The organism is Ottowia sp. VDI28 (genome assembly GCF_049532675.1).
Lineage (GTDB): Bacteria > Pseudomonadota > Gammaproteobacteria > Burkholderiales > Burkholderiaceae_C > Ottowia.
In genome coordinates this window covers 691,183-718,079 of record NZ_CP149820.1, presented here as the reverse complement: position 1 = coordinate 718,079, position 26,897 = coordinate 691,183, and the positions used below count along the sequence as shown (strand labels likewise).

General features: G+C 60.6%; 24 protein-coding genes and 2 pseudogenes. 16 read left to right on the top strand and 10 right to left on the bottom strand.

What is annotated here, in order from left to right; all coding sequences use genetic code 11:
• The 10 genes and pseudogenes from WJU18_RS03295 to WJU18_RS03250 all read left to right on the top strand — a co-directional run bounded on the left by WJU18_RS03295 (position 1) and on the right by WJU18_RS03250 (position 9,872).
• Positions 1-1,176 (top strand): CaiB/BaiF CoA transferase family protein, encoded by a 1,176-nt coding sequence (locus WJU18_RS03295; RefSeq protein WP_423458749.1) that lies wholly within the window; start codon positions 1-3, stop codon positions 1,174-1,176.
• Between the two features lie 16 nt (positions 1,177-1,192).
• Entirely contained in the window at positions 1,193-2,557 is a 1,365-nt protein-coding gene (locus WJU18_RS03290; protein WP_423458748.1) for an MmgE/PrpD family protein, read from the top strand.
• Between the two features lie 55 nt (positions 2,558-2,612).
• Entirely contained in the window at positions 2,613-3,449 is an 837-nt protein-coding gene (locus tag WJU18_RS03285; protein WP_423458747.1) for an HpcH/HpaI aldolase/citrate lyase family protein, read from the top strand.
• A 291-nt stretch (positions 3,450-3,740) separates the two neighbouring features.
• Positions 3,741-4,352: pseudogene (gene istA, locus WJU18_RS03280) on the top strand (IS21 family transposase); the annotation flags it as partial.
• Entirely contained in the window at positions 4,326-4,646 is a 321-nt protein-coding gene (locus WJU18_RS03275; protein WP_423460923.1) for an FAD-binding protein, read from the top strand. The pseudogene istA and the gene WJU18_RS03275, both read left to right, overlap by 27 nt.
• Complete coding sequence (locus WJU18_RS03270) at positions 4,643-5,020, top strand: NIPSNAP family protein (RefSeq protein ID WP_423458746.1); 378 nt, start codon at positions 4,643-4,645, stop codon at positions 5,018-5,020. Before WJU18_RS03275 ends, WJU18_RS03270 begins: the two co-directional genes overlap by 4 nt.
• Before the next feature lie 5 nt (positions 5,021-5,025).
• Entirely contained in the window at positions 5,026-6,273 is a 1,248-nt protein-coding gene (locus WJU18_RS03265) for an MmgE/PrpD family protein (protein WP_423458745.1), read from the top strand.
• Between the two features lie 127 nt (positions 6,274-6,400).
• Positions 6,401-6,877: a MaoC/PaaZ C-terminal domain-containing protein gene (locus WJU18_RS03260; protein WP_423458744.1), complete on the top strand. Its 477-nt coding sequence runs from the start codon at positions 6,401-6,403 to the stop codon at positions 6,875-6,877.
• 912 nt (positions 6,878-7,789) lie between these two features.
• Positions 7,790-8,674 carry a LysR family transcriptional regulator gene (locus tag WJU18_RS03255; protein ID WP_423458743.1) on the top strand — a complete coding sequence of 295 codons (885 nt, stop codon included), beginning with the start codon at positions 7,790-7,792 and terminating at the stop codon, positions 8,672-8,674.
• Positions 8,675-8,739: 65 nt separating this feature from the next.
• Positions 8,740-9,872 (top strand): IS3 family transposase gene (locus tag WJU18_RS03250; RefSeq protein WP_423458742.1). Its coding sequence is split into 2 segments (ribosomal slippage): positions 8,740-8,995 and positions 8,995-9,872, totalling 1,134 coding nucleotides; the frame shifts between segments, so codons are not numbered across the junction.
• A gap of 80 nt (positions 9,873-9,952) precedes the next feature.
• On the opposite strand, the gene WJU18_RS03245 is transcribed toward WJU18_RS03250, so the two are convergent.
• Complete coding sequence (locus tag WJU18_RS03245; protein WP_377560980.1) at positions 9,953-10,249, bottom strand: helix-turn-helix domain-containing protein; 297 nt, start codon at positions 10,247-10,249, stop codon at positions 9,953-9,955.
• A gap of 104 nt (positions 10,250-10,353) precedes the next feature.
• Here WJU18_RS03245 and WJU18_RS03240 point away from each other — a divergent pair, with 104 nt between their 5' ends.
• The gene (locus tag WJU18_RS03240) at positions 10,354-10,995 is read left to right on the top strand and encodes a substrate-binding domain-containing protein (RefSeq protein WP_377560979.1); all 642 of its coding nucleotides are present in this window, start codon (positions 10,354-10,356) and stop codon (positions 10,993-10,995) included.
• A 55-nt stretch (positions 10,996-11,050) separates the two neighbouring features.
• Here WJU18_RS03240 and WJU18_RS03235 read toward each other — a convergent pair whose 3' ends face one another.
• The 4 genes from WJU18_RS03235 to WJU18_RS03220 form a co-directional block, all read right to left on the bottom strand.
• A complete protein-coding gene (locus WJU18_RS03235) occupies positions 11,051-12,331 on the bottom strand; it encodes a tyrosine-type recombinase/integrase (RefSeq protein WP_377560978.1) in 1,281 nt (426 codons plus the stop codon).
• 153 nt (positions 12,332-12,484) lie between these two features.
• Positions 12,485-12,706, bottom strand: a complete 222-nt coding sequence (locus WJU18_RS03230) for a hypothetical protein (RefSeq protein WP_423458741.1) — start codon at positions 12,704-12,706, stop codon at positions 12,485-12,487.
• 308 nt (positions 12,707-13,014) lie between these two features.
• Positions 13,015-14,025 carry an acyl-CoA dehydrogenase family protein gene (locus WJU18_RS03225; protein WP_423458740.1) on the bottom strand — a complete coding sequence of 337 codons (1,011 nt, stop codon included), beginning with the start codon at positions 14,023-14,025 and terminating at the stop codon, positions 13,015-13,017.
• Between the two features lie 22 nt (positions 14,026-14,047).
• Entirely contained in the window at positions 14,048-15,223 is a 1,176-nt protein-coding gene (locus tag WJU18_RS03220; RefSeq protein WP_423458739.1) for an acyl-CoA dehydrogenase family protein, read from the bottom strand.
• 210 nt (positions 15,224-15,433) lie between these two features.
• Between WJU18_RS03220 and WJU18_RS03215 the strand changes: the two genes are divergently transcribed.
• Positions 15,434-16,219, top strand: coding sequence for an enoyl-CoA hydratase-related protein (locus WJU18_RS03215; protein ID WP_423458738.1), 786 nt, complete (start codon positions 15,434-15,436; stop codon positions 16,217-16,219).
• Positions 16,220-16,342: 123 nt separating this feature from the next.
• On the opposite strand, the gene WJU18_RS03210 is transcribed toward WJU18_RS03215, so the two are convergent.
• The 4 genes and pseudogenes from WJU18_RS03210 to WJU18_RS03195 all read right to left on the bottom strand — a co-directional run bounded on the left by WJU18_RS03210 (position 16,343) and on the right by WJU18_RS03195 (position 21,817).
• A complete protein-coding gene (locus WJU18_RS03210; RefSeq protein WP_423460922.1) occupies positions 16,343-17,665 on the bottom strand; it encodes a DUF2130 domain-containing protein in 1,323 nt (440 codons plus the stop codon).
• Positions 17,666-17,683: 18 nt separating this feature from the next.
• Positions 17,684-19,428, bottom strand: a pseudogene (locus WJU18_RS03205) (acetyl/propionyl/methylcrotonyl-CoA carboxylase subunit alpha).
• Positions 19,425-21,047 carry a carboxyltransferase domain-containing protein gene (locus WJU18_RS03200; protein WP_423458737.1) on the bottom strand — a complete coding sequence of 541 codons (1,623 nt, stop codon included), beginning with the start codon at positions 21,045-21,047 and terminating at the stop codon, positions 19,425-19,427. Before WJU18_RS03200 ends, WJU18_RS03205 begins: the two are co-directional and overlap by 4 nt.
• Positions 21,044-21,817, bottom strand: a complete 774-nt coding sequence (locus tag WJU18_RS03195) for a LamB/YcsF family protein (RefSeq protein ID WP_423458736.1) — start codon at positions 21,815-21,817, stop codon at positions 21,044-21,046. Before WJU18_RS03195 ends, WJU18_RS03200 begins: the two co-directional genes overlap by 4 nt.
• 364 nt (positions 21,818-22,181) lie before the next feature.
• Between WJU18_RS03195 and WJU18_RS03190 the strand changes: the two genes are divergently transcribed.
• From WJU18_RS03190 to WJU18_RS03175, 4 genes are all read left to right on the top strand, one after another.
• Complete coding sequence (locus WJU18_RS03190) at positions 22,182-22,853, top strand: GntR family transcriptional regulator (protein ID WP_423458735.1); 672 nt, start codon at positions 22,182-22,184, stop codon at positions 22,851-22,853.
• Positions 22,854-23,100: 247 nt separating this feature from the next.
• Positions 23,101-24,087 (top strand): TRAP transporter substrate-binding protein, encoded by a 987-nt coding sequence (locus WJU18_RS03185; RefSeq protein WP_423458734.1) that lies wholly within the window; start codon positions 23,101-23,103, stop codon positions 24,085-24,087.
• A 27-nt stretch (positions 24,088-24,114) separates the two neighbouring features.
• Positions 24,115-24,621 carry a TRAP transporter small permease gene (locus tag WJU18_RS03180; protein WP_423458733.1) on the top strand — a complete coding sequence of 169 codons (507 nt, stop codon included), beginning with the start codon at positions 24,115-24,117 and terminating at the stop codon, positions 24,619-24,621.
• A complete protein-coding gene (locus tag WJU18_RS03175) occupies positions 24,614-25,909 on the top strand; it encodes a TRAP transporter large permease (protein ID WP_423458732.1) in 1,296 nt (431 codons plus the stop codon). The genes WJU18_RS03180 and WJU18_RS03175 overlap by 8 nt, the downstream gene beginning before the upstream one ends.
• On the opposite strand, the gene WJU18_RS03170 is transcribed toward WJU18_RS03175, so the two are convergent.
• Positions 25,884-26,810, bottom strand: coding sequence for a LysR substrate-binding domain-containing protein (locus tag WJU18_RS03170; RefSeq protein WP_423458731.1), 927 nt, complete (start codon positions 26,808-26,810; stop codon positions 25,884-25,886). The genes WJU18_RS03175 and WJU18_RS03170 overlap by 26 nt on opposite strands.
• Between the last annotated feature and the right edge of the window lie 87 nt (positions 26,811-26,897).

The window sequence follows — 26,897 nt, the reverse complement described above, 5'->3', positions numbered from 1 at the left end:
ATGCGTCCATTGGAAGGAATGCTCGTCGTCACGCTGGAACATGCTATTGCGGCACCGTTTTGCACCCGGCAGCTCGCGGATCTGGGTGCGCGCGTCATCAAGATAGAGCGCCCGGGCGAGGGCGATTTCGCCCGCGCCTACGACACCCGCGCGCACGGCCTGGCTTCGCACTTCGTCTGGTGCAACCGCTCCAAGGAGAGCCTGACGCTGGATCTCAAGCAGCCGGCCGCGCGCGCCGTGCTGCAAAAGCTGGTGGAGCGCTGCGACGTGCTGGTGCAAAACCTCGCGCCTGGCGCGGCGGCGCGCATGGGGATGGACCACGCGAGCCTGGCGCCTGTCAATGCCGGTATCGTCGTGTGCGACATCTCCGGTTACGGCGAAGGCGGTCCCTACACCGAGAAGAAGGCCTACGATCTGCTGATCCAGAGCGAGGCCGGTTTTGTGTCGGTGACCGGCACCCCCGAGCAGCCGTCCAAGGCCGGGCTGTCGATTGCCGACATTGCCGCTGGCATGTACGCCTACAGCAGCGTGCTGGCAGCACTGCTTCAACGCGGTCGCACGGGGCGCGGTCAGCGGCTCGAAATCTCGATGCTCGAAGCGATGTCCGAGTGGATGGGCTTCCCGCTCTACTACACGCTGGACGGTCAGCCGCCGCCGCCGCGCGCGGGTGCCTCGCACGCGGCAATTTACCCCTACGGCCCGTTTACCTGCGGCGACGGCAAGCAGGTGGTGCTGGCGGTGCAGCATGACCGCGAGTGGGCCATTTTTTGCGAGAAGGTGCTGCTTCAGCCGGAGCTGGCCAAGGCCTATCTGGGCAATGCCAACCGGTTGGCCCGGCGCGAGCAGTTGCGCGCTGTCATCGAAAGCGTGTGCTTGACATTGACTGCCGAGCAATTGGTCGAACGCCTGGATGGGGCGCAAATCGCCAATGCTCAGCTCAACGAGATGGCCGATCTGTGGCGTCACCCGCAGTTGGCGGCGCGTGGGCGCTGGACTGATATCGGTTCGCCCAGCGGCCCGCTGCCGGCGCTGTACCCGCCGCATCACCTCAGCGGCAGTGAGCCGCCACCGATGGGGCCGGTGCCTGCTTTGGGCGAGCACACCGAATCCATTCTCGCCGAGCTGGGCTACGGTGCGCCGGAGATTGCACGGCTGCGTGCGGAACAAGCGATCTGATTGAAAGTGTGATGCCATGATTCTGGATACAAACCCGAGCGCGGCGCTGGCCGCCTTTGCGGCTGGCCTGCCATTCGACATGATCCCGGCACCGGTGCTTCGCCGCACCGAGGATCTGTTTCTCGATTGGTACGGCTCGGCGCTGGCCGGCAAGGGCGCGCGGCCGGTCGAGGCCATTGAGGCCTATGCCCGCGAGATGGGCCCGGCCTCGGGCCGCGCCGAGGTGCTGATCTCGCGCCGCACCACCTCACCCCATTTCGCCGCCATGGTCAATGCCGCAGCGTCGCATTTTGCTGAGCAGGACGATGTGCACAATGGCTCGGTGTTCCACCCCGGTGCCGTGGTGTTCCCGGCGGCGCTGGCCATAGCGCAAGACATCGGCGCGAGTGGCCGCGAGTTTTTGACCGCCGTGGTGGCTGGCTACGAGGTCGGCATCCGCGTCGGAGAATTTCTCGGACGCTCACACTATCGCATCTTCCACACCACCGCCACCGCAGGCACGTTGGCCGCAGCCGCAGCGGTCGGTCGGCTGCTCAAGCTGGATGCGCCAACCATGCTGCATGCCTTCGGCAGCGCCGGCACGCAAGCCGCCGGACTGTGGGAGTTCCTGCGCGACGCGGCCGACTCCAAGCAACTGCACACCGCGCATGCGGCGTCCAGCGGACTGGCGTCGGCTTACCTGGCGCGCGCCGGTCTGACCGGCGCACGCCAGATTCTGGAAGGGCCGCAGGGCCTGGCCGCAGGCATGTCCAGTGACGCCGACCCGGCGCGGCTCACCGACCGCCTGGGGCAGCGTTGGGCCACGGCTGAAACCTCGTTCAAATACCACGCCTCGTGCCGTCATACGCACCCCAGCGCAGATGCGCTGCTGGCGTTGATGCAAACGCACCGGCTCGTTGCGGATGATTTGGTCCAGGTGACCACCCATGTGCACCAGGGCGCGATCGACGTGCTCGGGCGGGTTACCGTGCCATCCACCGTGCACCAGGCCAAGTTCTCGATGGGTACTGTGCTCGCGCTGGTGGCCGAGTACGGGTACGCCGGGCTTGACGAATTCGAGCAGCACTACCTTGCCCCGCGCGTGGCGGCCTTGCGCGACCGGGTCACGATGCAACTCGACGAGGAGGTTGACGGCGCTTATCCCCAGCGCTGGATCGGCAAGGTGACAGCAACCACGCGCGACGGCAAAACACTCTCGGCGCGCGTCGACGAACCAAAGGGGGACCCGGACAACACCCTCACGCGCGCCGAACTGGAGGACAAGGCGCGGCGACTGGCGGCCTATGGCAGGGGCGCAACCCCGGCGGAGATGGCCGACCTGATGGCCCGTGTCTGGTCCGTTGCCGAGGCCCCGCGCGTTGAACGATGGCTGGCGGCATGAGTCGCCCAGCAGTTCCGAAGGTGAATACCGCAGCCCGCAGGGCGAAGGTTGCCCCATGAGTGCGCCGCCAGTCCTGACTCGGCTGCCGAGGTCCTACCTTTTCGTTCCCGGGGACCGCCCCGAGCGCTTCGCCAAGGCGCGCGTCGCCGGTGCCGACATGGTGATCGTCGATCTGGAGGACGCGGTTGCGCCCGAGTCCAAGCCGCGTGCCCGCGCTGCGCTGGCGGCCGCACTCGACGAGGCCGTGCCGCTCATCGTGCGCGTCAACGCTGCCGGTTCACCGTGGTTCGACGAGGACATCGAGCTGTGCCGCCATCCCGGCGTGGCAGCCATCATGCTGCCCAAGGCCGAGGGCATCGAAGCCATCTGCGCGGTGGTCGAGACGATCTACAAGGATGTGCTGCCGATCATCGAATCGGCGCGTGGTGTCGAAGCCGTGCGCGACATTGCTTGTGTGCCAGGCGTCGCGCGCCTGGCCTTCGGCAGCGTCGACCTGGCACTGGATCTGGGTATTGACTGCGCACCCGATGGGGGTGAAATCGAGTTGCAGGGGTTCCGCTCGCAGCTCGTGCTCGCCTCGCGCCTGGCCGGGCTGGACGCGCCGATCGACGGCGTCAGTCTTGTGATCGATGACTTCGACCGGCTACATGCCGATGCCCAGCGTGCCAGGCGCCAGGGCTTCGGCGCCAAGCTGTGCATCCACCCCAAGCAGATCGCCGCCGTCCAGGCGGTGTTCACTCCCAGCGCCGAGCAACTCGACTGGGCGCGCGGCGTGCGAGATGTCTTCGTTGCCGCTGGTGGTGCCGCCGTCGTGATGGACGGTCGAATGGTCGACAGCCCGATCTACCAGCGTGCGCTGGCCGTTCTGCGCAGCGCCGGCCTGGAAGCCTGATTTTCTGAACCCATTGGAGATGCCCCGTGGCCCGCAAAAGCAAACCCATCCGCTCCGACATTGCCTGGAGCACGCCCGACCGCATCGAAGTGCACGGCAAGAGTCTGCACGACGAGTGAGCTTGCCCCCGAAAAGCGTACTTCTTAGCCTTGTTGAAAATATCGACAAGGAGTTGAGTGTTGTCGCCGACCGAAAACTGACAGTCTGAAAGGTCTGATGCCGATCCAAAATTGACAGGGGTGTTCAACTGCCCTGCTGAATTTTTCAGCAGGGATGTAAGAGGTGATCACCATGGACATGATTGGCAAGGTCAGGGGCATGAAGTGGCGCGACCAACTCTCTGACGGAGAGATTTGCAGAAGAACGGGACTGGCCAGAAACACGGTCAAGAAGTGGCTCAGGGCCCCCGGCGACATAACCCCGAAGTACGAGCGCAAGAAGGCTGATGGCAAGCTCACGCCATTTGTGGCGGTGTTGGAGCAGGCCCTGCGCACGGATGCGCACCGGGCCAAGAACGCAAGGCGCAGTGAAAAGGCGCTGTTTGCGCAGATTCAGGCCCAGGGATACCGGGGTGGCTATAGCGCCGTGACGGACTTCATCCGTGCGTGGCGGGTGGAGAGCGCCAAGGATCCCGCCAGGGCCTTTGTACCGCTGAGTTTCGAGTTGGGCGAGGCCTTCCAGTTCGACTGGAGCGAGGAAGGTCTGCTGGTTGGTGGGGTGTTCTACAAACTGCAAGTGGCCCATCTGAAGCTCTGCGCCAGTCGTGCCTTCTGGCTGGTTGCCTACCCTGGGCAAGGCCATGAGATGCTGTTCGATGCCCATACCCGCGCCTTCCAGGCATTGGGAGGCGTTGCCAGGCGCGGCATCTATGATAACATGAAGACGGCGGTGGACAAGGTCAAGATGCAAGGTCCGTATTTCGCGGTCAAGGTCCTGATGGGCGACCTGGGCACCTTCGATGGTCTGCGCACCAGTGTGGTGGGTGAAGTTCTTCGCACCGATGGCACGCCCATCGAAGGGCTGTTCGCAGCGGGCAACGACCGCGCCAGCGTCATGGGCGGCAACTACCCTGGTGCGGGCATCACGCATGGGCCGAACATGACCTTTGGCTATATCACCGCCAACCACATCGCCGATCAGGCCGCTGGGCATCGCCGTGATACCCGAGCAGCGGAGTTGAAGATGGTGCCGGCATGAGTATCCCTCTGCTGACACCGTCCTCAAAGCCGCTGGTAGACCATCGCGTCTACACCATCGCTTTGCGCAAGATGCCCGAATTTCTGGAGGTATTCAATCGGTTGGCGATGCCCGTGTTGCTGCAAACACTGGAACACCCGATGGGGTTTTACACCAGCTTGGTGGGCCCGCAAAACCAGTTCGTGCACCTTTGGGGTTACGACGACCTGACCGACTACGAGCGCCGGAGCCTGGCGCGTGACACCCACCCGGACTTCCCCGCCTACCTGCAGGCATCAGGGCACCTCATCACCGCTCAGGAAACACGCCTCATTCGCGCCACGCAGATGCCGTTCAGCGACTTGGCGCGGAGCCCCGGATTCGAGAAGGAGTGAACGACGTGACGATCAGCGCCTTGCAAACACTCGCGCAGCAGGCCAGTCGCATCTCCGGGCCAGCCATCCCTGAGCTTGTTCGAAAACAAGCCCTTCTGTGCATTCTCGACACCGTGGGCTGCGTCCTCGCAGGCTCACGCACCGAGGAAGCACAGTTGGTGCTCGCCTGTGAACCAGGCGATGGCACAGGCTTAGTTTCCGTGTTCGGCACCCCGCATCGCCGCGCATTGCGAGAGGCCATGCGGGCGAATGCCTACCTTGGCGACGTTCTCGAACTGAACGATCTCATTGGAGGACATGCGAGCATCGGTATCGTCTGCGCCTCCCTCGCCTTGGGCGAGGCACTAGGTTCCTCCGGCATACATGTGATGGAGGCAGCGGTGCGCGGCATCGAGGTCACCAGCCGCGTCTACGATGCGGTGTACCCCACCTTGCGCCGCTACACCGAGATGGGGATGGTCCCCGTCGGAATACCTTCCACGTTCGGCGCAGCGGCAGCGGCGGCGCACCTGCTCGACTTGAATGAAGAGCAGGCACTGAACGCCTTGGCCATCGCGGGCAGCCTCGCCGGCTGGTGCCCAGCGGAGGTGATCTTTGGGAACGGAGGGACGGTCAAACCCATGCTGTTCGGCGCTCAGCCCGCTGACATCGGTACGACCGCTGCGTACTATGCGCGCGCAGGGATGACCGGCCCCAAAGACTTGCTGGACAGCAAGATCGGCTACTTTTCAACCGCATCTACCGACGGAAGCTTCGACGCAGATGTATGGAGGGATCGCTGGGCACTGGAACAGCCGAGACGAAAGCTGCATGCCTGCTGTGGGTATCTGCACGCACCCGTGGATGCGCTCGGCAAGCTGCGGCAGCGGCTCGGGGATGCCGCTTTGCAAAGCGCTCGCATCGAGGTTCGCGTGGCACCGTACGTGGCCGATGTGGTCAGCAAAGCGCGGCTGCCGAATTCCCCCAATGACGCCCGGTTCCACCTTCAGTACTGCCTGGCCCAGGTGGTTTGTGGGGCCGACGTGATCCTGCCAGAACACAGCATTGGGGTATCCGAGCACGTGCAACGGGCCGACGTGATCGACGCCATGCAGCGAATCACGGTGGTGCAGGACGCAGCGCTGGCTCATTACCACCACTGTCGCATTGACCTTACCGACACCGCAGGGAACTCAAGCACGCAAACCGTTGCTGCCCCGCGGGGTTCGCCACAGGAGGCCCTCTCGAACGATGAGGTGATTGACAAGTTCTGAATGCTGGCAGAGCCCGTTCTGGGTCGAGAACGCACACAACAGGCCGTCGCCGATTTCCTTGCGCTGGAAAACGTCCCTGACATCCGCCAAGTGCTGGCACTGCAATCTGTCTAAGAGGAGCGCTTTCATGAGCCACCACCCCGGCTATCAACCCCGCGGCATGTACTTCGAGGACTTCGAAGTCGGCCGGAGCATCGTCACGTCGCGCCGTACCGTGACATCGACCGACATCGTCAATTTCGCGTGTCTCTCAGGCGACCACAACGCCCCCCACGTCGACCATGAGTTCTGCAAGACGCAACCCTACGGAGAGCCGCTCGCCCACGGGCCATTGGTACTTGCCATCGTCGGTGGTTTGCAGTGCCTGACGGGCATCAACGACGGCACCATCATCGCCATGATGGGTCTGGATCAGTGGCGAATACACCTGCCCGTCAAGGCCGGGGACACGATCTACGCTGTCATCACGCCTACGGAAAAGAAGCTCAACAGCAGCGGCACCAAAGGCATCATCACCTGCAAACGTCTCGTCAAGAATCAGCGCGATGAGACAGTGCAGTCGATGATGATCTCGAACATGTACAAGTGCAGGATGGTTATCTAGAGCGCGTGTGAAAGATGATCAGCCCTCTTCATTCACAAGCCTCTTCTCGCCAAATCAAGCAAGCGTTTGCACGCATTTTCGAGTGACGCATCAGCGCCGTGAGCCGGTCATGCAAGCGCTCATGAACGAGCGCAGTATGAGCCAGCGACGAGACCGCCGCGCCATTGATATCACCCGCCTTACGCTGCGCTACCGTCACGTCGAGCGTAACGACCCTGGGCGATCATTTTCAGTTCTACATGGCACTGATCGAGCCTGCATAGGCGGAGCAAGAAGCGGTTGAATGCGCCTATCCTTGAATTTGTGTACGTCTTTGACAAACTCAATCTGAGTTGAAGTTGCGACTTAGTGGCCAATGTGCCCTGATCGGACCGGCGCTTTCGCAGCAAGCCAACAATGACTACCCCGCCCGAGGCCCTGGACTGCCACGTTTCTGACGCCAGCAACACGAAGCGCTCGTAGCTCGTTATGGAACAACTTATTGCAACTCAACGTCCAGCCTTTGGCAATTTTGGACGTACAGTAGCACAGATGATTGGTAGCACCAAACGGTTGCTATGGCAGAGTCATGTTTGATTGATGACACAGAGTGAGAAGGAGGTGATGGCGCTTGCGCCGCAGCACGCGACTTCGTTAATGCTGCAAGCGAGTTCTTCCTATATCTGGGGTGCTCGATTCAAGAAGCCATCCTATGGCTCGTTGAAACCCCGGGCACCGCTTCGACTTGCCACCAACAACAAGTCGGACCGGACGAACTAGAAAAGATCCACAAACAAAATGGCGCTGCAGCAAATAGACGGGATACGTTGAGGCGTGCCCCACGGAAGATTTTCCCCTCGCGACGCATGGGTCCAGTTTCAAACTCTCCAGAGTTCGCGGGATCTTCGAGCAACGGCGACTTAGGGTAGGTATATGGAACTGCGACACCTTCGCTACTTTGTCGTTTTGGCCGAGGAACTACATTTCACGCGCGCAGCGGAGCGTCTACACATCGAGCAGCCTCCGCTGTCCCGCGCCATCAAGGACCTTGAGGATGAACTGGGGGTAGCTCTCTTCGACAGGGATCGGAGAGGAACGCGCCTGACCCCAGCCGGATCTGCATTCCTGCAGGACGTGCGAAGAGTGCTCTCGGCTCTGGAACAGGGTCGAGAGAACGTCAAGGCCATTGCGGCAGGCCTACAAGGCAGCCTGCGAATCGCTATATCCGATGGCACCGTTGACCAACGTCTGTCCGCCTTCCTCGCGCACTGTCGCGAAGAAGATCCAGAGATTGAAATACGCTTGGCAGAAGTTCCTTTGGCTGAGCAACTGCGCGGACTGCGATCAGGCGACTTCACGATGGGATTTGCACACACTGCGAACGTCGGCGAGGAAATCATTGCGGAGCCGATATGGCATGACCCGTTGATCGTGGCAGTGCCCGCACGGCATCCGCTGCTCGCCCACAAGGAGGTGCCGCTTCCTGAACTTGCCTCTTATCCGCTCGTGCTGTGCGACCCGCAGGTGTGCGAGGGCTACTGCCGCGAATTGACACGGTTGCTGCGGCCACTGGAGAGAGAACCCAATGTCGTCGAGCACGCATCCTCATTGGACATGATGCTCACGTTGGTCGGGGCTGGATATGGACTCGGCTTCACGACCCCTGCCAGGCTTGCGGTCAGCCAACGTGCGGACGTCATTGCCCGCCCTTTGGCTGCAGATTCGGCCGTGATCACCACCTACCTGCTTCGGCCCCGAAGTGACGCACCGTGCCTTGCATTGGAGCGCTTCATTACCCGCCTGCGCTCGCAGGTGTGACCTGCCCCCCGTCAGCCGTACCACGGTAAACGAGAGAAGTCCGTCAACCCAGGAGAATGACGGACATGAAGAAGAGCAGGTTCAGCGACGAACAAATCATTGGCTTCTTGCGACAGGCCGAAGCCGGCATGGGCATCCCCGAGCTGTGCCGCAGCGGCGGCTTCAGCCAGGCCACTTTTTACAAATGGCGTGCCAAGTTCGGTGGCATGCAAGTCTCAGAGGCACAGCGCCTGCGTGAGCTTGAGAGCGAGAACGCCAAGCTCAAGAAACTGCTGGCCGAGGCCCATCTGGACATCCACGCCCTCAAGAGCGTCTTCGGGGTAAAGCGTTAGCCCCACAGGCGCGGCGCGATGCCATCCGACAGATGATTGAGCAGCATCACCTCTCGGAGCGGCACGCCTGCCGCCTTGTGGGGCTATCCCGAGACAGCTACCGCCACCCGCCGCAGCCCAGCGAGCTCAACGCCACCCTGGGTGAACAGATTAGGCAAACGGCCTTGGTGCGCCGCCGATTCGGCTACCGGCGCATCCACGACATGCTGCGCCAGCAGTTTCCGGGGGTGAACCACAAGCGCATCTATCGGCTGTACCGACAGGCCAACCTGACGGTGAAGAAGCGCCGCAAAGTCAAACGCCCAGCGCAGGAGCGCGTGCCGCTGCAACTGGCCAGGGATATCAACGAGGTGCTGAGCATGGATTTCGTCTCGGACAGCCTGTCCAGTGGACGGCGCATCAAGTGTCTGACGGTGGTGGATGACTTCAGCAAGGAGTCCGTGGACATCACGGTGGACTACGGCATCTCGGGCCAGTACGTCACGCGCGTGCTCGACCAAGTGGCCAGGTTCCGTGGCTATCCGGCAGCCGTGCGAACGGACAATGGCCCGGAGTTCACCAGTCGGGCGTTCCTGGCCTGGACGCACAAGAATGGGATTCGGCACATCCTGATTGAGCCGGGCAAGCCCATGCAGAACGGCTATATCGAGAGCTTCAACGGCAAGTTCAGAGATGAATGCCTCAACGAGCAGTGGTTTGAATCGTTGTCACAGGCCCGGGAGTGCATTGCGCATTGGCGGCGGGATTACAACGAGGTCAGGCCGCACAGCAGTTTGGGGCGCATCCCTCCGGCACGATTCGCACAGCAGCACCGCCAGCGCGCGGGCGGTGCTGCTGACAGTGAGCAGAAACAAAACTTCGATTAACCTTCACCCCCGGACTTCTCCAATCCGTTGGTACGGTCAATGGGGGCAGGTCAAACGGATAGTCTATTTCCGGTGCGGCTTCAGCCTGCCTCGGCATCAGCATGAAGATTGCGTTCCATCGCAGCCATCAACTCGGTGCCGCTCATTTTGAGCGCAACGGCAACCTTCAGTATGACGGTCAGCGAGGGCAAATGCTTCCCTCGCTCGATCTTGCTCATGTGCGAACGCTCGATTCCGGCCTGCGCGGCCAGTTCCTCTTGAGCAACACCCTGATCCATACGAAAGGCGCGCACAGCCTTGCCGAAAGCCAGGGCTGGCTCGGCTTCATATCTGGTTGTGCCCGGGGGGCGGCCTCGTTGAACACTACGCTTCTGCATCAGCAGAAGCGTCGAGCAGTCACGATAATTTAACCACGTTAAATTTAACTCACGAGTATCATATTGGATTGCCTTGTTTATCAATTCTCTTCTTGGGGGCTGTTATGCACGAGGCCACCAGTCGGTCCACCCTTAAACTTGCCGTAGCACCGGGCGTACCGTCATCACACCTTTCGGCGCTTCTCGCGCGACAACGCGCGGAAGAACCAGATGTCGCGCTCGCGTTTTTCGAGGTTACAGGCGACGTTCTGCTTCAGGGACTTCTTGAGGGCCGCTTCGACATTGGGGTGTCACTTCAGGATGCCAGCGACCCAGCCCTCAAATCGCAACCCCTATGGATTGAGGACATGGCCGTGGCCATAGCACCACGGTTCCACTTACTCGACCAGGCGAAGCTCACCATCGCAGATCTCCAGGATCACACGATCTATCGGTGGCAGGCGGAAGCTTGTCCCCTGCTAGATGAGAGCTTGATTTCGCTCATGCCTGTGGACCGGGAGAACGTCCAGCGGGTGCCTTCGTTCGAGATGATGGCGCTATGGGTTGCTGCCGGCTACGGCGTTGGGCTATCCGCGCAATCGCGCATAGACCATGCTCATGGCTGGGGGTTCACTATGCGGCCGCTCGCAGACGGCCCCTTTAAGGTCGTGACATACCTGCAACGGCCTTACGCACAAGTTGACTCGGTTATCGAGCGATTCGAGCAGAGAGCACTGCAAGTTGCCGGGACAGGCTCCGCGTGGTGAATCCCTCTATGGCCGGAGTCACTTGGCGACACCCGGTCGCGCTGAGTAGTAGAGGTCACTCGCGCTCGATGACCCGGAGCAGTGCGGTTCTACGCTTCGACATGGGACCAAATGCCTTCGTGACATCTTCAACACTCTTCCCAGCCTGCAAAGCATCGAGGATGTCAGCCCAGTCCTGCATGATCACCTTGCGCGATTCCACGAACTTCGTGTGGTCGTAGGGGGCACGCGAGGAATCCTTGTTCTTCTTGGAATGTGCAAGTTGGAGATCAACTCGCTTTTCAGGATAGCCCAGCAGCCCAAGAATCGTCGTAGCAGTGGAACGAAATCCATGGGACGAAAAACGTCCTCCATAACCCATGCGCTTGAGTGCTTGATTGAGCGTCGTCGCCGACATCACCTGCCCCGGCTTCCTGTAGCTCGGGAACAATACCTTTCCGCCACCGGTGAGCGCATAGAGTTCCCTAAGCGCAGCCACTGCCTGCCGCGATAACGGAACCAGATGAGGGCGCCGCATCTTCATGCGCTCGGCGGGAATTGACCAAATGGCATTGTTCAGATCGAACTCTTCCCACGACGCTTTGCGAAGTTCGACCGTGCGCACATAGGTCAATGCCATCAATTTGAGGGCAAGCACCGTCGTTCGATACCCTCCTTCGTTGTCCACCCGATTCAGAAAGTCCGGGATCTCTGCCCATGTCAGCGGAGGGTTATGACGGACTTGAGGACGCTTGACCAGCCCCTTGAGCAAGGAGGCGGGATCGAATTCGCAGACACCTTGGGCAGCCGCATAGCTGAAGATCTGACCACACCACTGGCGGATGAGAATCGCCACAGTCTTCGCTCCCCGAGCAGCCACATCCTTGATGATAGGTCGCAGATGGGGAGCCCTGATGGAGCTGATCGGCAACTTCCCGATCCGTGGGAAGACGTCCTTTTCAAGGTAGCTGGTGACCTGGTTGGTGTAGTACTCGCTCCAGTGGGCGTTGGCTGCGATCCATTCCCGAGCAACAACTTCGAACGTGCGTTCGTATGTGTCGGCCTGGAGGGCCATGGCCGCCTTTTTCTCCACGATGGGATCAAGCCCCTTCCTGACCAGCGTCTTCGCTCGATCACGTTCAGCACGAGCCGCCTCCAACGTGATCTTTGGGTACACCCCGATTGAGTACACCTGCTCAGCACCACCCAGCCGGTAGCGGTACCACCAGAGCTTGGAGCCATTAGGTTGAACGCGCAAAAAGAGGCTGCCGCCGTCCCGTAGTTGGTACACCCTCGGCCTCGGCTGCGCCGTTTCCACTTTGCGCGCCGAGAGAAGATTGAGTGCTGTGAGTGCCATGTGTATAACGCCTCCACTTTGGTCCGTTACACACTCCATTACACACATGAACACTGGATTTGTCTAGCGCTCAGAAGCGCTCAGAAGAGCATCAATCCTTTAAAAACATAGACTTAGATAACCTCAATGGAAGTCCTTGGATGCCAGTGGACCTCAATCGTAGTTGTCGACCATGAGGAGTTTCATCGACCGGACCTCTTGATTTGAGAAAATTTCCGAGAAAAAAGCTGCGCTCGGCCAGGAAAATGGTGCGAAATACGGCTGCGCAACGAGCATGTGGTGAATGGAAAATGACCACATGCCCGCCAACGCTCCGCTGCGCAGGCGAAGCGCGAACTGATTATCAAGGGTGATCGGATCAAGGGCATCGGACATCCTCCATTAGCTTGGAGCCGCCGTACCGGAAAGTCTCTGACCTTGCCCACCGGGACGGCGACAAGGTTGCGGTCTGCACCGCAGCGACATGCCGCTTCCTATCGGAAGCGCCACCACTGGTTTGCGTTGATCAAAAAAGCGGAGATCATGTGAAGAACTTTTGAAGCATTCTACATGTTTGGCGCTGCGCGCCGCTCATGGGTACCGGTGTTCGCGGCGATCTGTTCGGCCAAGGCATGGGCGTGAGCAACTCTTCAACTGGAACCACGCAGCTGACCAGAACGTCACGGGAGCGTTCTCCCATCAAATCAAACATCAGTAGTTGCGCGCAGCAAATCGAGCGTGCACCCCTGGTGCGCGTCCACGAGAGCGGCGCCTGCCACGGCATGCCAGTAAGACTCCGAGCCTGCAGCCCGGCGCCACGCATGCAGACGCCGTGTAAGCAACTGCAAATCGTATTCTTCGGTAAAGCCAATCGCACCATGAATAGCATGGCCCGCCTCCGCCACTGCCAGCGCCGCCTGGCTGCAGCGCGCCTTGGCTACAGCCACGCGCAGTCGGTCAGGCCACATCGCTCCACCGGCGCAGCCCAATTGAGCCGCCATGCGCGCGGCAAAGACATGCTCACTCATCACCGCCAGTTGATGCTGAATAGCCTGAAACTTTCCGATGGGCCGGCCAAACTGGCTGCGTTCATTGGCGTATTGAAGCGTACGCTGAAACACATTCATCAATGCACCAGCGAGCTGCGCTGCCGTAAGACAAGCCTGCAGCGTGCGCAGATCCACCGCCGCCGGCAGCGTGACGGGCAGCCGGGGAGCTGCCGCCACCTGGGCCGCGCTCCAATGCGATCGCGTATCGAGACAGAAAGCGGCAGGCTCAGACGCAGCCCGCGCCATGGGCAATAGCTGCCAACCCGCGCCATGCTGCACCAGCACGGCATCGGCAACACGGCCTAGACTCACATGGGCAGATGCCACGGCACCGTCGCCCTCCAGGCGCCCTTCAGCCAAGGTCACCAGGCCGACCGGAATCTCCTCACCCGCATGGGCGAGCAGTGCTCGCGCCACCATGGTCTCCGCCAGAGGTACCGGGAGCGCGTACGCGCCGCACAGTGTCCATACGTCGTATACCTGAGCCAGGCCCAAGCCCGCACCGCCCTGCGCTTCGGGCACCAGGGCATCGGCGAAGCCAGCCTCCGCCAAATGGCCCCATAGCGCCTGCGGTGAGCCGCCCGACTCAATGGCTCGTACTGCTTGCGGGGTACATTGGCTGTGCAGCACTTGGCGGACAGCGTCCGCGAAAAGATCGTCTTGCATTTCCTTTTTCCTGCTGTGCCTCTCAGCGCAAACCCAAGCCGCGCGCGATCATTCCGCGCAAAATGTCGCGAGTGCCGCCCCGCAGGGAAAACGATGGCGCGACTTCAATGGTGTAGTTCAGCGTGCGCAGCAACTCCAAGGGTACGTCGGCACTTCCGGGCGAATCCGGCGATCCACGCCCGAACAGGTCATCGGCGATGGCAGCCGGGATCAGTTGCTCCAACGTGGTCCCCAGCTCCTTGACCAAGGCTGCTTCGATGGTGGGGCTTTCGCCTCGGGTAAGCTTCTCCTGTACCGCCACGGACATCGCGCGCAAAGGCGCCAGTTCGGTGAATACCCGTCCAGCCAGGCACAGCGCGCTCTCACTGCGGCCTTGAGGCGTACGCACCCAGGCCAGCCACTCATCGAAGAGCACGAGACTGGAAAACAGCCGTTCCGGACCGCTCCGCTCAAAAGCCAGTTCGGCCGTCACCTGTTCCCACCCTTGCCCCTCCTGGCCAATCAAGGCATCGGGTGCAAGCTGCACGTCTTCGAAGAAGACTTCGCAGAAATGGGCATCACCTGAAAGATCCGTGATGGGCCGGACGGTGACACCGGGCAACGACAGATCCACAATCACTTGCGAAAGACCCTTATGCCGATCACTCGCCTCACCTGAAACCCGAACCAATGCGATCATGTACTGGCAGTGGTGGGCATTGGTGGTCCATATCTTCTGGCCATTAAGCAGGAAGCCCTTTTCGTTGGGCACCGCCCGCGTTTTCACACTCGCCAGATCAGAACCCGCGTTGGGCTCGCTCATGCCAATGCAGAAGAAGGCCTCACCGCGGCAAATTCGAGGGAGATAGAAACGCTTCTGCGCCTCGGTGCCGTATTTGAGAATCAGCGGGCCGCTCTGGCGATCCGCGATCCAATGCGAGCCCACCGGCGCGCCGGCGGACAGGTATTCCTCCACTAGGACATAGCGAGCAAAGGCGCTGCGCCCGCCGCCGCCATACTCCTTGGGCAATGTGACACCGATCCAGCCTTTGGCGCCAAGACTGCGGCTCAGTTCCGCGCTATAGCCGCCCCAGGACCGCGCCCGAACGTGAGGAGGCAGCTCCCGGACAGTTTCGGCGAGGAAGGCACGCACCTCGGCACGCAACGCCTCATCTTCGGCAGGGATACGAGTGGGGGAAAGGGATTCGAGGACACTCATTCCAGCATTCCTTGCTTGTCAGAAAATTCTGAGCAGACTCTCCAGTGTGACAGCGAACCAACCCAATGGACTCTATTCCCTGGTTCCAGTTGACACATCAAGTATGCGGATGAGTAGCCACTCATCGCAAAAGAAAGAGATCCGGGATCGATGGCTATGCACTTGAATTACTATAGATCTATCATGCATACTTTTGTTGTTTAGTTGATCATGACCACAGCCAACCACCTCGACATCTCGAGCGACGGTTCTGTCGCGACAATCCGTTTGAACCGCCCCGAACGGCTGAACGCCCTCAACATCGACCTTGTTCTTGACTTGGCCGAAGCGATTCGCGAGACACTTCGTCGTGGCCATGCACGCTCAATCCTCTTGAGTGCGGCTGGGAAATCCTTCTGCTCTGGCGCCGATTTGATGGGTTCGCAGCGTGACATCGGACAGGATGTAGATTCGAATATGCGGGATGTTTTCAATCCTCTTGCATTGCTGTTACGTGAATGCCCGCTCCCGATCGTGGCGGCCGTTCAAGGTGCGGCGGCAGGCGCTGGCGCGTCGTTGGCGCTGCTGTGCGACTTTGTCGTAGCGGGAGAATCCGCCTATTTCCTTCAGGCTTTCTCGAATATAGGCCTGGTACCAGATACTGGTTCCAGCTGGCTTCTCACTCACGGGCTTGGTCCGGCGCGAGCCGCCGAGTTAATGATGCTAGGAGAACGCCTACCCGCACCCACGGCTGCGGAATGGGGCCTTATTCATCGGTGCGTATCTGATGAATCGCTGCCCACCGAGAGCATGGCTCTCGCTCAACGATTGGCCGCCCGGCCGACAAACACGTTGAAATTCATCAAACGCCTGATACGGCAAGCGCCGACCAACAGCTTGCGTGACCAGATGTTATTGGAGCAAGAATACCAAGCGATCGTGCGCAATAGTGAAGATGCCGTGGAAGCAAAACTGGCCTTCAAGGAAAAACGCGCGCCTGTATTCAAGGGCCGGTAACTTGCGGTTCATCTACAGAGAATCCGCGCACGTGCCATCAAAGAAAGGCAGGCTGAATAGTCACGATTAGCATTCCGCACGATGAACGGACGGGGGCGTAAGTCGACGCCAGAAACTTCCAGCTCACTCGATATCCAAGGAATCCTGATTCTTGAGCTCGGCGAACTTGGCGGCCATGGTCGGGTTGCCCCGGGTCAGCTTCTTGATGGTGACGTCTTGCGCCTTGTCGTTGGCCAGACGCAAGTTGCGATCGGTGCCGAGCAAAGCTTCTTTTGTTTTCTGCAGGTGATCGATTGATTTGTCGATTTCATCGATGGCCGTCTGGAAACGCCTGGAAGCCAGTTCGTAATTTTTCGCGAACGCACTCTTGAAGGTTTCCAACTGATTCTCGAAGTTCGTGATGTCGATGTTCTGCGCCTTCACCAGCGCCAGCTCGGACTTGTACTTGAGCGAGTTCATGGCCGCATTGCGCAGCAAGGTGATGATCGGCAGGAAGAACTGCGGCCTCACAACGTACATCTTCGGGTAACGGTGGAAAACGTCGACGATCCCGGTGTTATAGAGCTCGCTGTCGGGCTCCAGGAGTGAAACCAGCACAGCGTACTCGCATCCCTTCTCGATCCGGTCCTTGTCGAGTTCCTTCAGGAAATCTTCGTTCCGGCCTTTGGTGGCCGTACGATCGTTCTCGTTCTTCATCTCGAACATGATCGAGACGATTTCGGTGCCGGCTTCGTCAGCGTCGCGGAAGATGTAGTCGCCCTTGCTGCCGGTTCGCGCGTCGTTGTCCTTCTCGAAATAAGCGCGCGGAAATGCCGTCGCCCGAATGCGGTTGAATTCCGTCTCGCAGTGCTGTTCGAGGGTTTCACCCACCATTTTGGTGGACAGCCGAGCTTTCATGTCCCGCAGGCGCTCGATGGCGTCGTCGCGGTCCTTGAGTTGGGTCTCGTATTTGTCCTTGAGGGATTTCTCGGCGAGCTGCTTCTCGAGTTCCACCCGCTGCAGGCCGCTTTTCAACTCGTCCCGCTCTCTCTCGACCGCACTGACGGCCTCGGTGATCGCGAGCTTCTTCGCGACTTCGATGGCGTCAAGCCTGGATTTCAGTGCCTGTATTTCCGCATCCTTGGCAGACGAGGTTCTATGCAACTCCTTCTCAACTGTGCTCAGCGCTTCCGTGACAGCCAGCTTGCGCGCGACCTCACCGGCATCAAGCCTGGATTTCAGCGCCTGTATCTCAGCATCCTTGGCCGCGGCGGCCTTCTGCAACTCGCTGCTGGCCTTAGCCTGTGCAAGCTCGACTGCATTCCGTTTATCCTGCTCGGCAAGCTCAAGCCGCTCGTGCAATTGTTGCTCGAACGCACCGTCGCGCACCTGCTTCAGGATGTCCGCGTATCCGGCCTCGTCGATCTTGAAAGCTTTCCCGCAATGCGGGCAGCTGATTTCATGCATGCTCATAGGGCACTGAGCTTACTCAATCTTCGCCAGCACCGCCCCCGCCACTTGCAGCTCCCCTTTTCGCGCCAGCAGTCGGATGGTGCCCGCGCGGCGCGCGTGGACCTGCATTTCCATTTTCATTGCTTCCATGACGGCCACCAGATCACCGGCCTGAACGCTAGCGCCATCCGTGACTTTCCATGCGCTCAGATTGCCGGCAGCAGGGGCTACGATGGTCTCATCGCTCACCGGTTCGGCAGGCGTTGCTGCTTCGGCCGTGGGCTCTGATGGTACGGCGGCAAGGCCTGCCAGCAAGCGGCCGGACAGCCCCAAGGTTACGCGGCGGCCATCGATTTCGATGGCGGAGCGCCGCAACACGCTTGCCTCGTAAGGTCCGGGGCGGCTGGCTGGATCTGCCTGCCACTGGCGAGCCAGATCGGTTTCGATCCAGCGTGTATGCACAGCTAGCTTTTCACTACTCACGAAATCGGCGTGTGCCATCACTGCACGGTGGAACGGCAGTACCGTGGGCACACCCTCGATCTGGAATTCAGCGAGCGCGCGGCGCGCGCGCTGCACCGCCATCTCACGTGTCGGCCCCCACACAATCAACTTGGCCAGCAGCGAATCGAACTGCCCCCCACATGCGAGCCTGCCGCCACGCCACTGTCCAGCCGCACGCCGGGGCCACTGGGGGGATCAAAGCGCGTCACGATGCCTGGGGCAGGCAGAAAACCACGGCCGACATCTTCGGCATTGATGCGAAACTCGAACGAGTGACCATAAGGGGCCGGCACGCTGGATATTTCTTCGCCTTCGAAGCGAGCGCCTTCGGCGACCCGGAATTGCTCGCGTACCAGATCAATGCCTGTAGTTTCCTCTGTGACCGGGTGTTCAACCTGCAGGCGGGTATTGACCTCGAGGAAGGAAATTGCGCCAGTCTGGCTTAGAAGGAACTCGACAGTGCCCGCACCGACATAGCCCGCGGCCTGGCAGATTTCGCGCGCTGATTGGTGGATGCGTTCACGCTGATCGTTGCTCAGGAAAGGCGCTGGCGCCTCTTCCACCAGCTTCTGGTTACGGCGCTGCAAAGAACAATCGCGTGTACCGAGGACGCGCACATGGCCGTACGCATCCGCCAGCACCTGTGCCTCGATGTGGCGTGGGCGGTCCAGAAACTGCTCGACAAAGCACTCACCCCGGCCGAATGCAGCCTTGGCTTCCCGCACAGCCGACGCGTACAGCTCGTCGATCTCCTCCATCTTCCACACCACCTTCAACCCTCGCCCGCCACCGCCATAGGCCGCCTTGATAGCGATAGGTAAGCCGTGCTGGCTGGCAAAGGCATGGATCTCAGCCACCGCCTTCACGGGTTCGGCCGTACCGGCCACCAGGGGAGCGCCCACGCGCAATGCCAGTTGGCGGGCGCTGACTTTGTCGCCCAGCAGCTCGATGGCTTCAGGCGGGGGACCAATCCAGGTCAGGCCAGCGCCGATCACCGCCCGGGCGAACGCGGCGCTTTCAGAGAGGAATCCGTAGCCTGGGTGGATCGCGTCAGCCCCGCTTCTCTTTGCAACATCGATGAGCTTGCCGACATCGAGGTAACTATCGACCGGGCGTTGGCCGTTCAGGGCATAGGCTTCGTCGGCCATGCGCACGTGCAGGGCTTCGAAGTCATCGTCCGCATAGACCGCGACGCTGCGCAGGCCATGGTCGGCACAGGCACGGATGATGCGGACGGCGATCTCGCCACGATTGGCAATCAGTAGTTTTTTCATAAGGCTTCGATCTCCGCAAACGAGTCCAGCGGGTTGAAACGAATCCATGTGCCGGGCTGCAACTGCCCGGCCAGATCGAGGTGATGGGGCATCACGCTACCGATGACCGGATAGCCAGCAGTGAGCGGATGGTCGGCCAGGAATAGCACGGGCTGCCCGCTGGCGGGCACTTGGATGGCACCAAGCGCCGCGCCTTCGCTGGGCAGCTCTTGCGTGATGGCACGAGCCAGCGCCACATCGCCAGCCAGACGCAAGCCCACGCGATCCGATTGCAGGGTGACTTGCCATCGCTGTGCGGACAGCAATGCCACCGCATCGGGCGTGAACCAGTCCGTACGCGGCCCCATCATGACGTCGAGCGTCACGGTGTCCCCAGCCTTGGGTAGCGCTGGCGGTGCTGTATCCGGCGCAGCCACGGCGATACCGGGTATGGGACCGATCGGCAGGCGTTGGCCTACCGCCAGGGCCACCGGGCCGACCTTGGCCAGTGTATTGGTGCTGGCACTGCCGAGCACTGGCTTGACCACGAAGCCGCCACGCACCGCCACATAGCTGCGTAGACCGGTCGCGGGTTCGCCAATGCTCAGCACATCACCCTCGGTCAATGCCACCGGTTGGTTGCGTGGCACGTGCCAGCGCCGGCCATCAGCTGCAGTGATCGTGAGCAATCCGGTCGCGCCGGTAACAGCCACCACAGGCTCTCCGTGGCTGGCCAATTGAAGTCCGCCAAGCAATGCTTCGAGTACTGGCAGCCCTGAGGCATTGCCAACCAGTTGGTTCGCGCGGCGCATGGCCCCTTGATCCAAAGCGCCGGAAGCAGCCACTCCCTGGGCAACCTGGCCTAGGCGGCCGCCATCCTGGAAGAGGGTTTGGAGGCCAGTAGCACTTACCGACAGCGCGGGCACTGTGGGCGCCTCCGCTGAATGCGGGCTTTGGTCAGGGTTGACCGTGCGGATATGACGAACTCCGCTTGCGGAATTCTGGGCCTCTTGTGTAGCCACATCCACGAAACGTACGCGCATGCCGGGCTGCAGCAGCGCGGGAGGGTCGCGCTGCAGATCCCACATGCAGATGGTGGCTGTGCCCAACAGTTGCCAGCCGCCCGGCGTTTCGTCGGGGTAAACAGCACTGAATGTGCCCGCCACCGCCACCGAGCCCGCGGGAACCTTGGTGCGCGGCGTGGCGCGGCGAGGTACCTGCAGGGTTTCGTCGCCGCCAGTCAGATAGGCGAAGCCCGGCGCGAACCCATTGAAAGCCACGGTGTAGTCGCGTGAGGTGTGGCGGCGGATCACCTCGGGAACGCTGACACCCAGCAGCGCAGCCACCTCGGGCAGGTCTTCTCCGTCATACCGGACTGGAATTTCGATCAGCGGGCCACTGCCACTCAGCCGCGTTTCGATTCGCAACCCTTCAATGGCACGGCGCAGCACGAGGGCACTGGTTTGATAGGGGTCGAAACTGATGAAAATAGTGCGCGCAGCCGGTATCAGCTCTTCCACGCCGGCCAACGGCGCAGCCTGCAACGCAGCCAGCAAGTCCAACGTGCGGGCCAGGTCTGGCAGCTCTACCAGCAATGCGTTGCGGCTGGCTGGCAGAAAGCGCGTGCGCAAACCATTCATGCTGGAGAGTTCATGAATGAGCGGATCGCCACGCCATGCGCTTCGAGAAGCTTGCGGACCTCGCGCGCCATTTCCACGGCGCCGGGACTATCGCCGTGCACACAGATGGAATCGGCCCGGACGCGCACGGTGCTGCCGTCCACCGCCTGGATCGTGCCTTGGGTCGCCAACTGCAGCATCCTCTGGGCCACTGCGTTCGGATCGTGCAACACGGCGCCCGGCTCACGGCGCGACACCAACACGCCCTCCGGGGTATAGCCGCGATCTGCAAAGGCTTCCTCTATGACACGCAGGCCAGCCTCGCGCGCCCACTGCGCCTGCCGGGATCCGGCCAACACCACCAGCGCCAGGCCGGCATCCGCGAGCTTCACTGCTTCGATGACGGAATGGGCCTGAACAGGATCATGCGCGATGGTGTTATACAGGGCACCATGCGGCTTGACGTAGCGCACCTCGGTGCCTGCCGCCCTGGCCAATGCCTGCAGAGCACCAATCTGATAGATCACATCGCCCACCAGCTCGGCATGCGGCACATCCATAGGGCGGCGGCCAAAGCCCACCAGATCGCGATAGGCGACATGCGCGCCCACAACCACGCCATGTGTCTTGGCCTCGCGCAGCGTGGCCAGCATGCCGACTGGGTCGCCCGCATGAAAGCCGCAAGCCACGTTGGCGCTGCTGACGATGGACAGCATGGCGGCATCGTCGCCCATGGTCCAGGCGCCCAGGCTTTCACCCAGGTCGCTGTTGAGATCAATGGTGGTGGTCATGATTTCGCTCCGTTCAGCCGAGCATCAGAGTTCAGCAGAAAAATATGGCAGATCAAATCAGGATAGCCCTTGGTGCCAGTTCGCATGCAACCTGCAGGCAATGAGTAGACACCCTTTGTGACTGATGCGGCTGTGTTCAACAACCTAATTTGATGATCTTATGTTTGAAAATTATTGTTGAACAATTTTTTGATTTTGCCATACAAAAATAAAGAATCACTAGAGGAAACCCTAGCGCTGAATCGACAATCAGCCGCCGAAAAAGCCCAAGCGGTGCTTCCCGCAAGAATGCGCCGATATGATGGGCAAACTCGTAGCGAATGCGCTCGCTGCGCCATTCTTGCGTTGTGAAAAGCCGTCGCCGATGAACACCAGACCTATTCCCCACCCTGCCGCCATCGCCAGCCTGACTGATACGGTGGCCGAGCGGATCCGTCAGCAGCTGATCCAGGGCCGTCTGAGCGCGGGGCAGCGCCTGTCGGAGGCGGCACTGAGCGAGCAGTTCGAGGTATCACGCAATACTTTGCGCGAAGCCTTCCGGATACTGACCAAGGAAGGCCTTCTGGTGCATGCGCCGAACAAGGGCGTCTCCGTCGCCGTGCCGAGCATTGCGGCCATTATCGACATCTACCGTGTGCGCCGCCTGGTGGAATGCCAGGCCCTCGCGCAAGCTTGGCCGCGCCACCCAGCCCACAAGCGCATGCAGCAAACCGTAGCGCAAGCACAGCAGGCCCGCGAGGCCGGTGACTGGATGGCGGTGGGCTCCGCCAACATGGATTTTCATGCTGCCATCGTGGCGCTGGCAGATAGCGAGCGCCTGTCGGCCATGTTCTCGGACGTCGCAGCCGAATTGCGTCTGGCCTTCGGCCTGCTCAACGACCCAGAATACCTTCATGCCCCCTATGTCGACCAGAACGCCCATCTGCTGGAATTGTTCGCCTCAGGCCAAACCGCCGCTGCTGCGAAAACGCTGGAGGACTATCTGATCCAGTCGGAGCGCATCGTGCTCGCTGTCTATGCGCGGCATATCGAATGAAGGATTGAACAAGGGCGGTGAAGGGGAGCGTGCATTGCCCGCACATGACCACCTTCAATTTGTTCAACAAAATATATAAAAATAGACCTCAATCCAACATGCATTGGGCTACAAAAAAATCGTATTGTTGATTTCCCTAGGTGTCATCCTCCGGCAATGATGGTAATTTCGGGGATCGGCCTGATCATGAGGGCAAAGTCAGCCCTGTCGCGCCGTGTTTTCTTTCACTTCATTGCAGGAGTTCACCATGGATCGTCGTCTTTTCGTCACGGCCGGCGCGTTGACCGCATGCCTGGGCCTCTCCACCGGCGCTTGGGCTCAAACCAAGTGGGATCTGCCTTCGGCTTACCCCGCTTTCAACTTCCATTCCCAGAACATCGCCCAATTCGCCAAGGACGTGGACGCCGCCACCGCCGGCAAACTCAAGATCACCGCGCACCCTGGCGCCTCGCTGTTCAAGGCACCTGAGATCAAGCGCGCCGTACAGGGTGGCCAAGCTCAGGCCGGCGAATTCTTCATGGTGAGCTTCCAGAACGAGTGGCCATTGTTCGGCGCCGATGGCCTGCCTTTCCTCGTCAGCGGCTATGACGATGCATTCAAACTCTATCAGGCTCAGAAGCCGCTGCTGCAGAAAAAGCTCGACCAACAAGGCATGGTTCTGCTGTATGCGGTGGCTTGGCCACCCCAAGGCATCTATACCAAAAAGCCGGTCAATTCCGCTGCCGACCTCAAGGGCATGAAATGGCGTGTCTACAGTCCCACCACCGCACGCATCGGCGAACTGGTGGGTGCGCAACCCGTCACCATTCAGGAAGCCGAGTTGTCCCAGGCCCTCGCCACAGGCGTGGTCGAAGGCCTGATCACGTCCAGTGCCACTGGAGCGGACAACAAGCTGTACGAGAACCTGAAGTACTACACCAATGTGCAGGCCTGGATCCCCAAGAATGCGATTGTCGCCAATAAGAGGGCCTTTGCCGCATTGGACAAAGCCACTCAGGACGCCGTGATGAAAGCTGCCGCCTCTGCCGAGGAGCGCGGCTGGAAGAACTCTCAGCAAGTGGACGCACAGTCCATCGCCAAACTCAAGGAGGGAGGCATGCAGGTGGTGGATCCATCGCCTCAGCTCAAGGCTGATCTTGGCAAGATCGGTGAAACCGTCACCAAGGAGTGGCTGGAAAAGGCCGGTGCTGAAGGCAAAACCATGCTTGACGCCTACAACGCCTCGCGCAAGTAAAAGAGCAACCAAGCCTGAGCCCCCATCATGCGCAAGCTGCTTGATTGTCTGTACGCCGGCTGCGGCTGGCTGGCCGGCCTGGCCATGATAGGCGTGCTCGTGATGGTGCTGTTGACCATTGTGAGCCGCCTGTTCGGTTTTGCCGCGCCCGGTACCGATGCCTACGCCGGCTACGCAATGGCGGCCGCAGGCTTTCTGGCATTGGCCAGCACGCTCAAAAAGGGCGAACACATCCGAGTCACGCTGGTGCTCGGCATGCTCAAGGGCCGCAGCCAGCGCGCGCTGGAACTGGCCGCGCTCGCGGTGGCCGTGGCACTGTCAGGCTTTCTGGCTTTCTATTCGGTGCGGCTGGTCTCGCAGTCGCTGGAGCTGCAGGACATTTCCGTGGGCATAGATGCCACCCCTCTGTGGATTCCGCAGTTGGGCATGGCGCTGGGCGCCGTGGTGTTCTTCATCGCTTTCCTCGACGAATTCATTCTGGAGCTTCTGGGCCGGCGCGTGCCCGTCAATCACGAGGATGCTCATCATGAGTGAAATCGCCATCAGCGCTTTTCTAATCGTGCTGCTCCTGCTGCTTCTAGGCGGCGGAGTCTGGGTCGGCCTGACGTTGGCGGGTGTGGCCTGGATTTCGATGGAGCTATTTTCGAGCCGGCCCGCTGGCGATGCGATGGCCATGACCATCTGGGGATCATCCAGCAGCTGGACACTCACGGCTTTGCCGCTTTTCATCTGGATGGGTGAAATTCTCTACCGCACCAATCTGTCGGAAACCATGTTCCGCGGCCTAGCGCCCTGGGTGAATGCGCTGCCGGGGCGGTTGCTGCACACCAACGTCATCGGCTGCACCATCTTCGCCTCGGTATCTGGTTCATCAGCCGCTACCTGCGCGACAGTGGGCAAGATGAATGTGCCCGAACTGATGCGCCGCGGCTACCCCGAAGCGCAGGTGATCGGCTCCCTGGGGGGGCCGGCCACGCTAGGCCTGTTGATTCCGCCTTCCATCATTCTCATTGTGTACGGCGTGGCTGCCGAGGTTTCGATCGCCAAGCTGTTCATGGCTGGCGTGCTGCCCGGATTGATGCTGGCGCTGTTGTTTTCCGGCTGGATCATGGGTTGGGCGCTGCTGCACCCGAACCAGGTGCCCAAGGCCGATGGCACACTCAGCTTCAAGCAGAAACTGTACGAGACGAGGCACCTGATCCCCGTGGTGCTGCTGATTGCAGCTGTCATCGCCAGCATCTACAGTGGCATAGCCACCGCGACGGAAGCCGCTTCGATTGGCGTGGTGGGTTCGTTCATTCTTTCGGCCGTGCAAGGCGCCTTGACTTGGCAAAGCTTCAAGGATTCGCTACTGGGCGCCACGCGGCTGTACTGCATGATCGCGCTGATCCTGGCGGGTGCGGCCTTCATGACGCTGGCCATGGGCTATATCGGCCTGCCTCGCCAACTCGCCGAATTCGTGGGCGGCCTGAACCTCTCACCCGCGATGCTCATCATCGTGCTCGGCTTGTTCTACATCGTGATTGGCTGCTTCCTGGATGGCATCTCCACCATCGTGCTCACCATGGGCGTGGTGCTTCCCATCATCCAGGCGGCTGGCATCGATCCGATCTGGTTCGGTATCTTCCTGGTAATCACCGTGGAGACCGCTCAAATCACACCTCCCGTGGGCTTCAACCTGTTCGTGCTGCAAGGCATGACCGGCAAGCAGATCACTTATATCGCCAGGGTATGCGCGCCCTACTTCTTCCTGATGCTGGCAGCGCTGGTGGTGCTGTGGTTTTTCCCGAGTATCGTTACCTGGTTGCCGGGGCGGATGTAGATGTCGGGTGGTTGCAAGTATCAAGCAGCCACTCACGAAATACCGTGCATTTGCGTGGCAGTTCCGTACGCGGATAGACCAGGTACCAGCTCTTGTTGCTGGCAATGGGACGCTGAAAAGGAATCAGCAGTTGCTTGCGTTGCAGAGCCTCGGCCGCGAATGAAGGCCGGCCGAGCACCACGCCCATGCCCGCGGTTGCGGCCTCCATGGCCACCACGTAGGAATCAAATTGATGTCCTCTGGCAAGCAAACCTTGATCGGGCTGGCGCTCCCCAGGCCGGTGCGTTTCCTGAAACCAGCGCGGCCAGTCCTCCGGTGACGTGGTGATGTGAAGCAGCGGAAACCGCAGCAACTCATCAGGTTGGCGCAATGATCCGCGCTTGTAGAGTTGCGGCGAGAGCATGGGCACCATTTCCGCGGTCGCGAGGGGCTCGAAGCAGAACTGAGGGTCGTGCTCGTATGCGCGGATGGCCATGTCACAGGTTTCGTACAGATCTGTCAGAGGATGGGTGACCGACAGCAATTTGACTTGAATCCAGGGATGGCGCCGCGTGAACTCAGGTAACCGGGGAACGAGCCAGCGCATCGCGAAATTGGGCAGAACGCTCAAAGTGAGCGTGGTTCCCGCTCCTGGGCCGGTCGCATCGTCTGTCGCGGTCCGAATCAGATCGAAAGCGCTCTTGAGCGATGGCACCAGGCCTTGGCCACGCTCCGTCAGCTCCAGCCCCGAGCGGGTGCGCCGGAACACCACAAAGCCCAACCACTCCTCCAGGCTCTTGATTTGCTGGCTGACCGCCGCTGGCGTGACGTGCAGGTCTTGCGCGGCGTGTGAAAAGCTGCCAAGGCGAGCAGCGGCCTCGAAGACTTGAAGGGCCTTCAAGGGCGGTAGTGAACGGGTCATGGGCTATTCAAGCGATTCCATGGTTAACGTTAGAAATTCTATCGAATATTGATGTTTTGATTAGAAAAATGAATGCAAGAATTCAAA

What these genes read in the sequence shown, in the direction of transcription:
- WJU18_RS03180 (WP_423458733.1), top strand. Translation starts at nt 24,115, where the DNA reads ATGCGCAAGCTGCTTGATTGTCTGTACGCCGGCTGCGGCTGGCTGGCC.
- WJU18_RS03175 (WP_423458732.1), top strand. Translation starts at nt 24,614, where the DNA reads ATGAGTGAAATCGCCATCAGCGCTTTTCTAATCGTGCTGCTCCTGCTG.
- WJU18_RS03285 (WP_423458747.1), top strand. Translation starts at nt 2,613, where the DNA reads ATGAGTGCGCCGCCAGTCCTGACTCGGCTGCCGAGGTCCTACCTTTTC.
- WJU18_RS03195 (WP_423458736.1), bottom strand. Translation starts at nt 21,817, where the DNA reads ATGACCACCACCATTGATCTCAACAGCGACCTGGGTGAAAGCCTGGGC.
- WJU18_RS03245 (WP_377560980.1), bottom strand. Translation starts at nt 10,249, where the DNA reads ATGCAGAAGCGTAGTGTTCAACGAGGCCGCCCCCCGGGCACAACCAGA.
- WJU18_RS03170 (WP_423458731.1), bottom strand. Translation starts at nt 26,810, where the DNA reads ATGACCCGTTCACTACCGCCCTTGAAGGCCCTTCAAGTCTTCGAGGCC.
- WJU18_RS03190 (WP_423458735.1), top strand. Translation starts at nt 22,182, where the DNA reads ATGAACACCAGACCTATTCCCCACCCTGCCGCCATCGCCAGCCTGACT.
- WJU18_RS03225 (WP_423458740.1), bottom strand. Translation starts at nt 14,025, where the DNA reads ATGCAAGACGATCTTTTCGCGGACGCTGTCCGCCAAGTGCTGCACAGC.
- WJU18_RS03255 (WP_423458743.1), top strand. Translation starts at nt 7,790, where the DNA reads ATGGAACTGCGACACCTTCGCTACTTTGTCGTTTTGGCCGAGGAACTA.
- WJU18_RS03220 (WP_423458739.1), bottom strand. Translation starts at nt 15,223, where the DNA reads ATGAGTGTCCTCGAATCCCTTTCCCCCACTCGTATCCCTGCCGAAGAT.
- WJU18_RS03290 (WP_423458748.1), top strand. Translation starts at nt 1,193, where the DNA reads ATGATTCTGGATACAAACCCGAGCGCGGCGCTGGCCGCCTTTGCGGCT.
- WJU18_RS03235 (WP_377560978.1), bottom strand. Translation starts at nt 12,331, where the DNA reads ATGGCACTCACAGCACTCAATCTTCTCTCGGCGCGCAAAGTGGAAACG.
- WJU18_RS03200 (WP_423458737.1), bottom strand. Translation starts at nt 21,047, where the DNA reads ATGAATGGTTTGCGCACGCGCTTTCTGCCAGCCAGCCGCAACGCATTG.
- WJU18_RS03230 (WP_423458741.1), bottom strand. Translation starts at nt 12,706, where the DNA reads ATGTCCGATGCCCTTGATCCGATCACCCTTGATAATCAGTTCGCGCTT.
- WJU18_RS03270 (WP_423458746.1), top strand. Translation starts at nt 4,643, where the DNA reads ATGAGTATCCCTCTGCTGACACCGTCCTCAAAGCCGCTGGTAGACCAT.
- WJU18_RS03275 (WP_423460923.1), top strand. Translation starts at nt 4,326, where the DNA reads ATGAAGACGGCGGTGGACAAGGTCAAGATGCAAGGTCCGTATTTCGCG.
- WJU18_RS03260 (WP_423458744.1), top strand. Translation starts at nt 6,401, where the DNA reads ATGAGCCACCACCCCGGCTATCAACCCCGCGGCATGTACTTCGAGGAC.
- WJU18_RS03185 (WP_423458734.1), top strand. Translation starts at nt 23,101, where the DNA reads ATGGATCGTCGTCTTTTCGTCACGGCCGGCGCGTTGACCGCATGCCTG.
- WJU18_RS03240 (WP_377560979.1), top strand. Translation starts at nt 10,354, where the DNA reads ATGCACGAGGCCACCAGTCGGTCCACCCTTAAACTTGCCGTAGCACCG.
- WJU18_RS03210 (WP_423460922.1), bottom strand. Translation starts at nt 17,665, where the DNA reads ATGCATGAAATCAGCTGCCCGCATTGCGGGAAAGCTTTCAAGATCGAC.
- WJU18_RS03215 (WP_423458738.1), top strand. Translation starts at nt 15,434, where the DNA reads ATGACCACAGCCAACCACCTCGACATCTCGAGCGACGGTTCTGTCGCG.
- WJU18_RS03295 (WP_423458749.1), top strand. Translation starts at nt 1, where the DNA reads ATGCGTCCATTGGAAGGAATGCTCGTCGTCACGCTGGAACATGCTATT.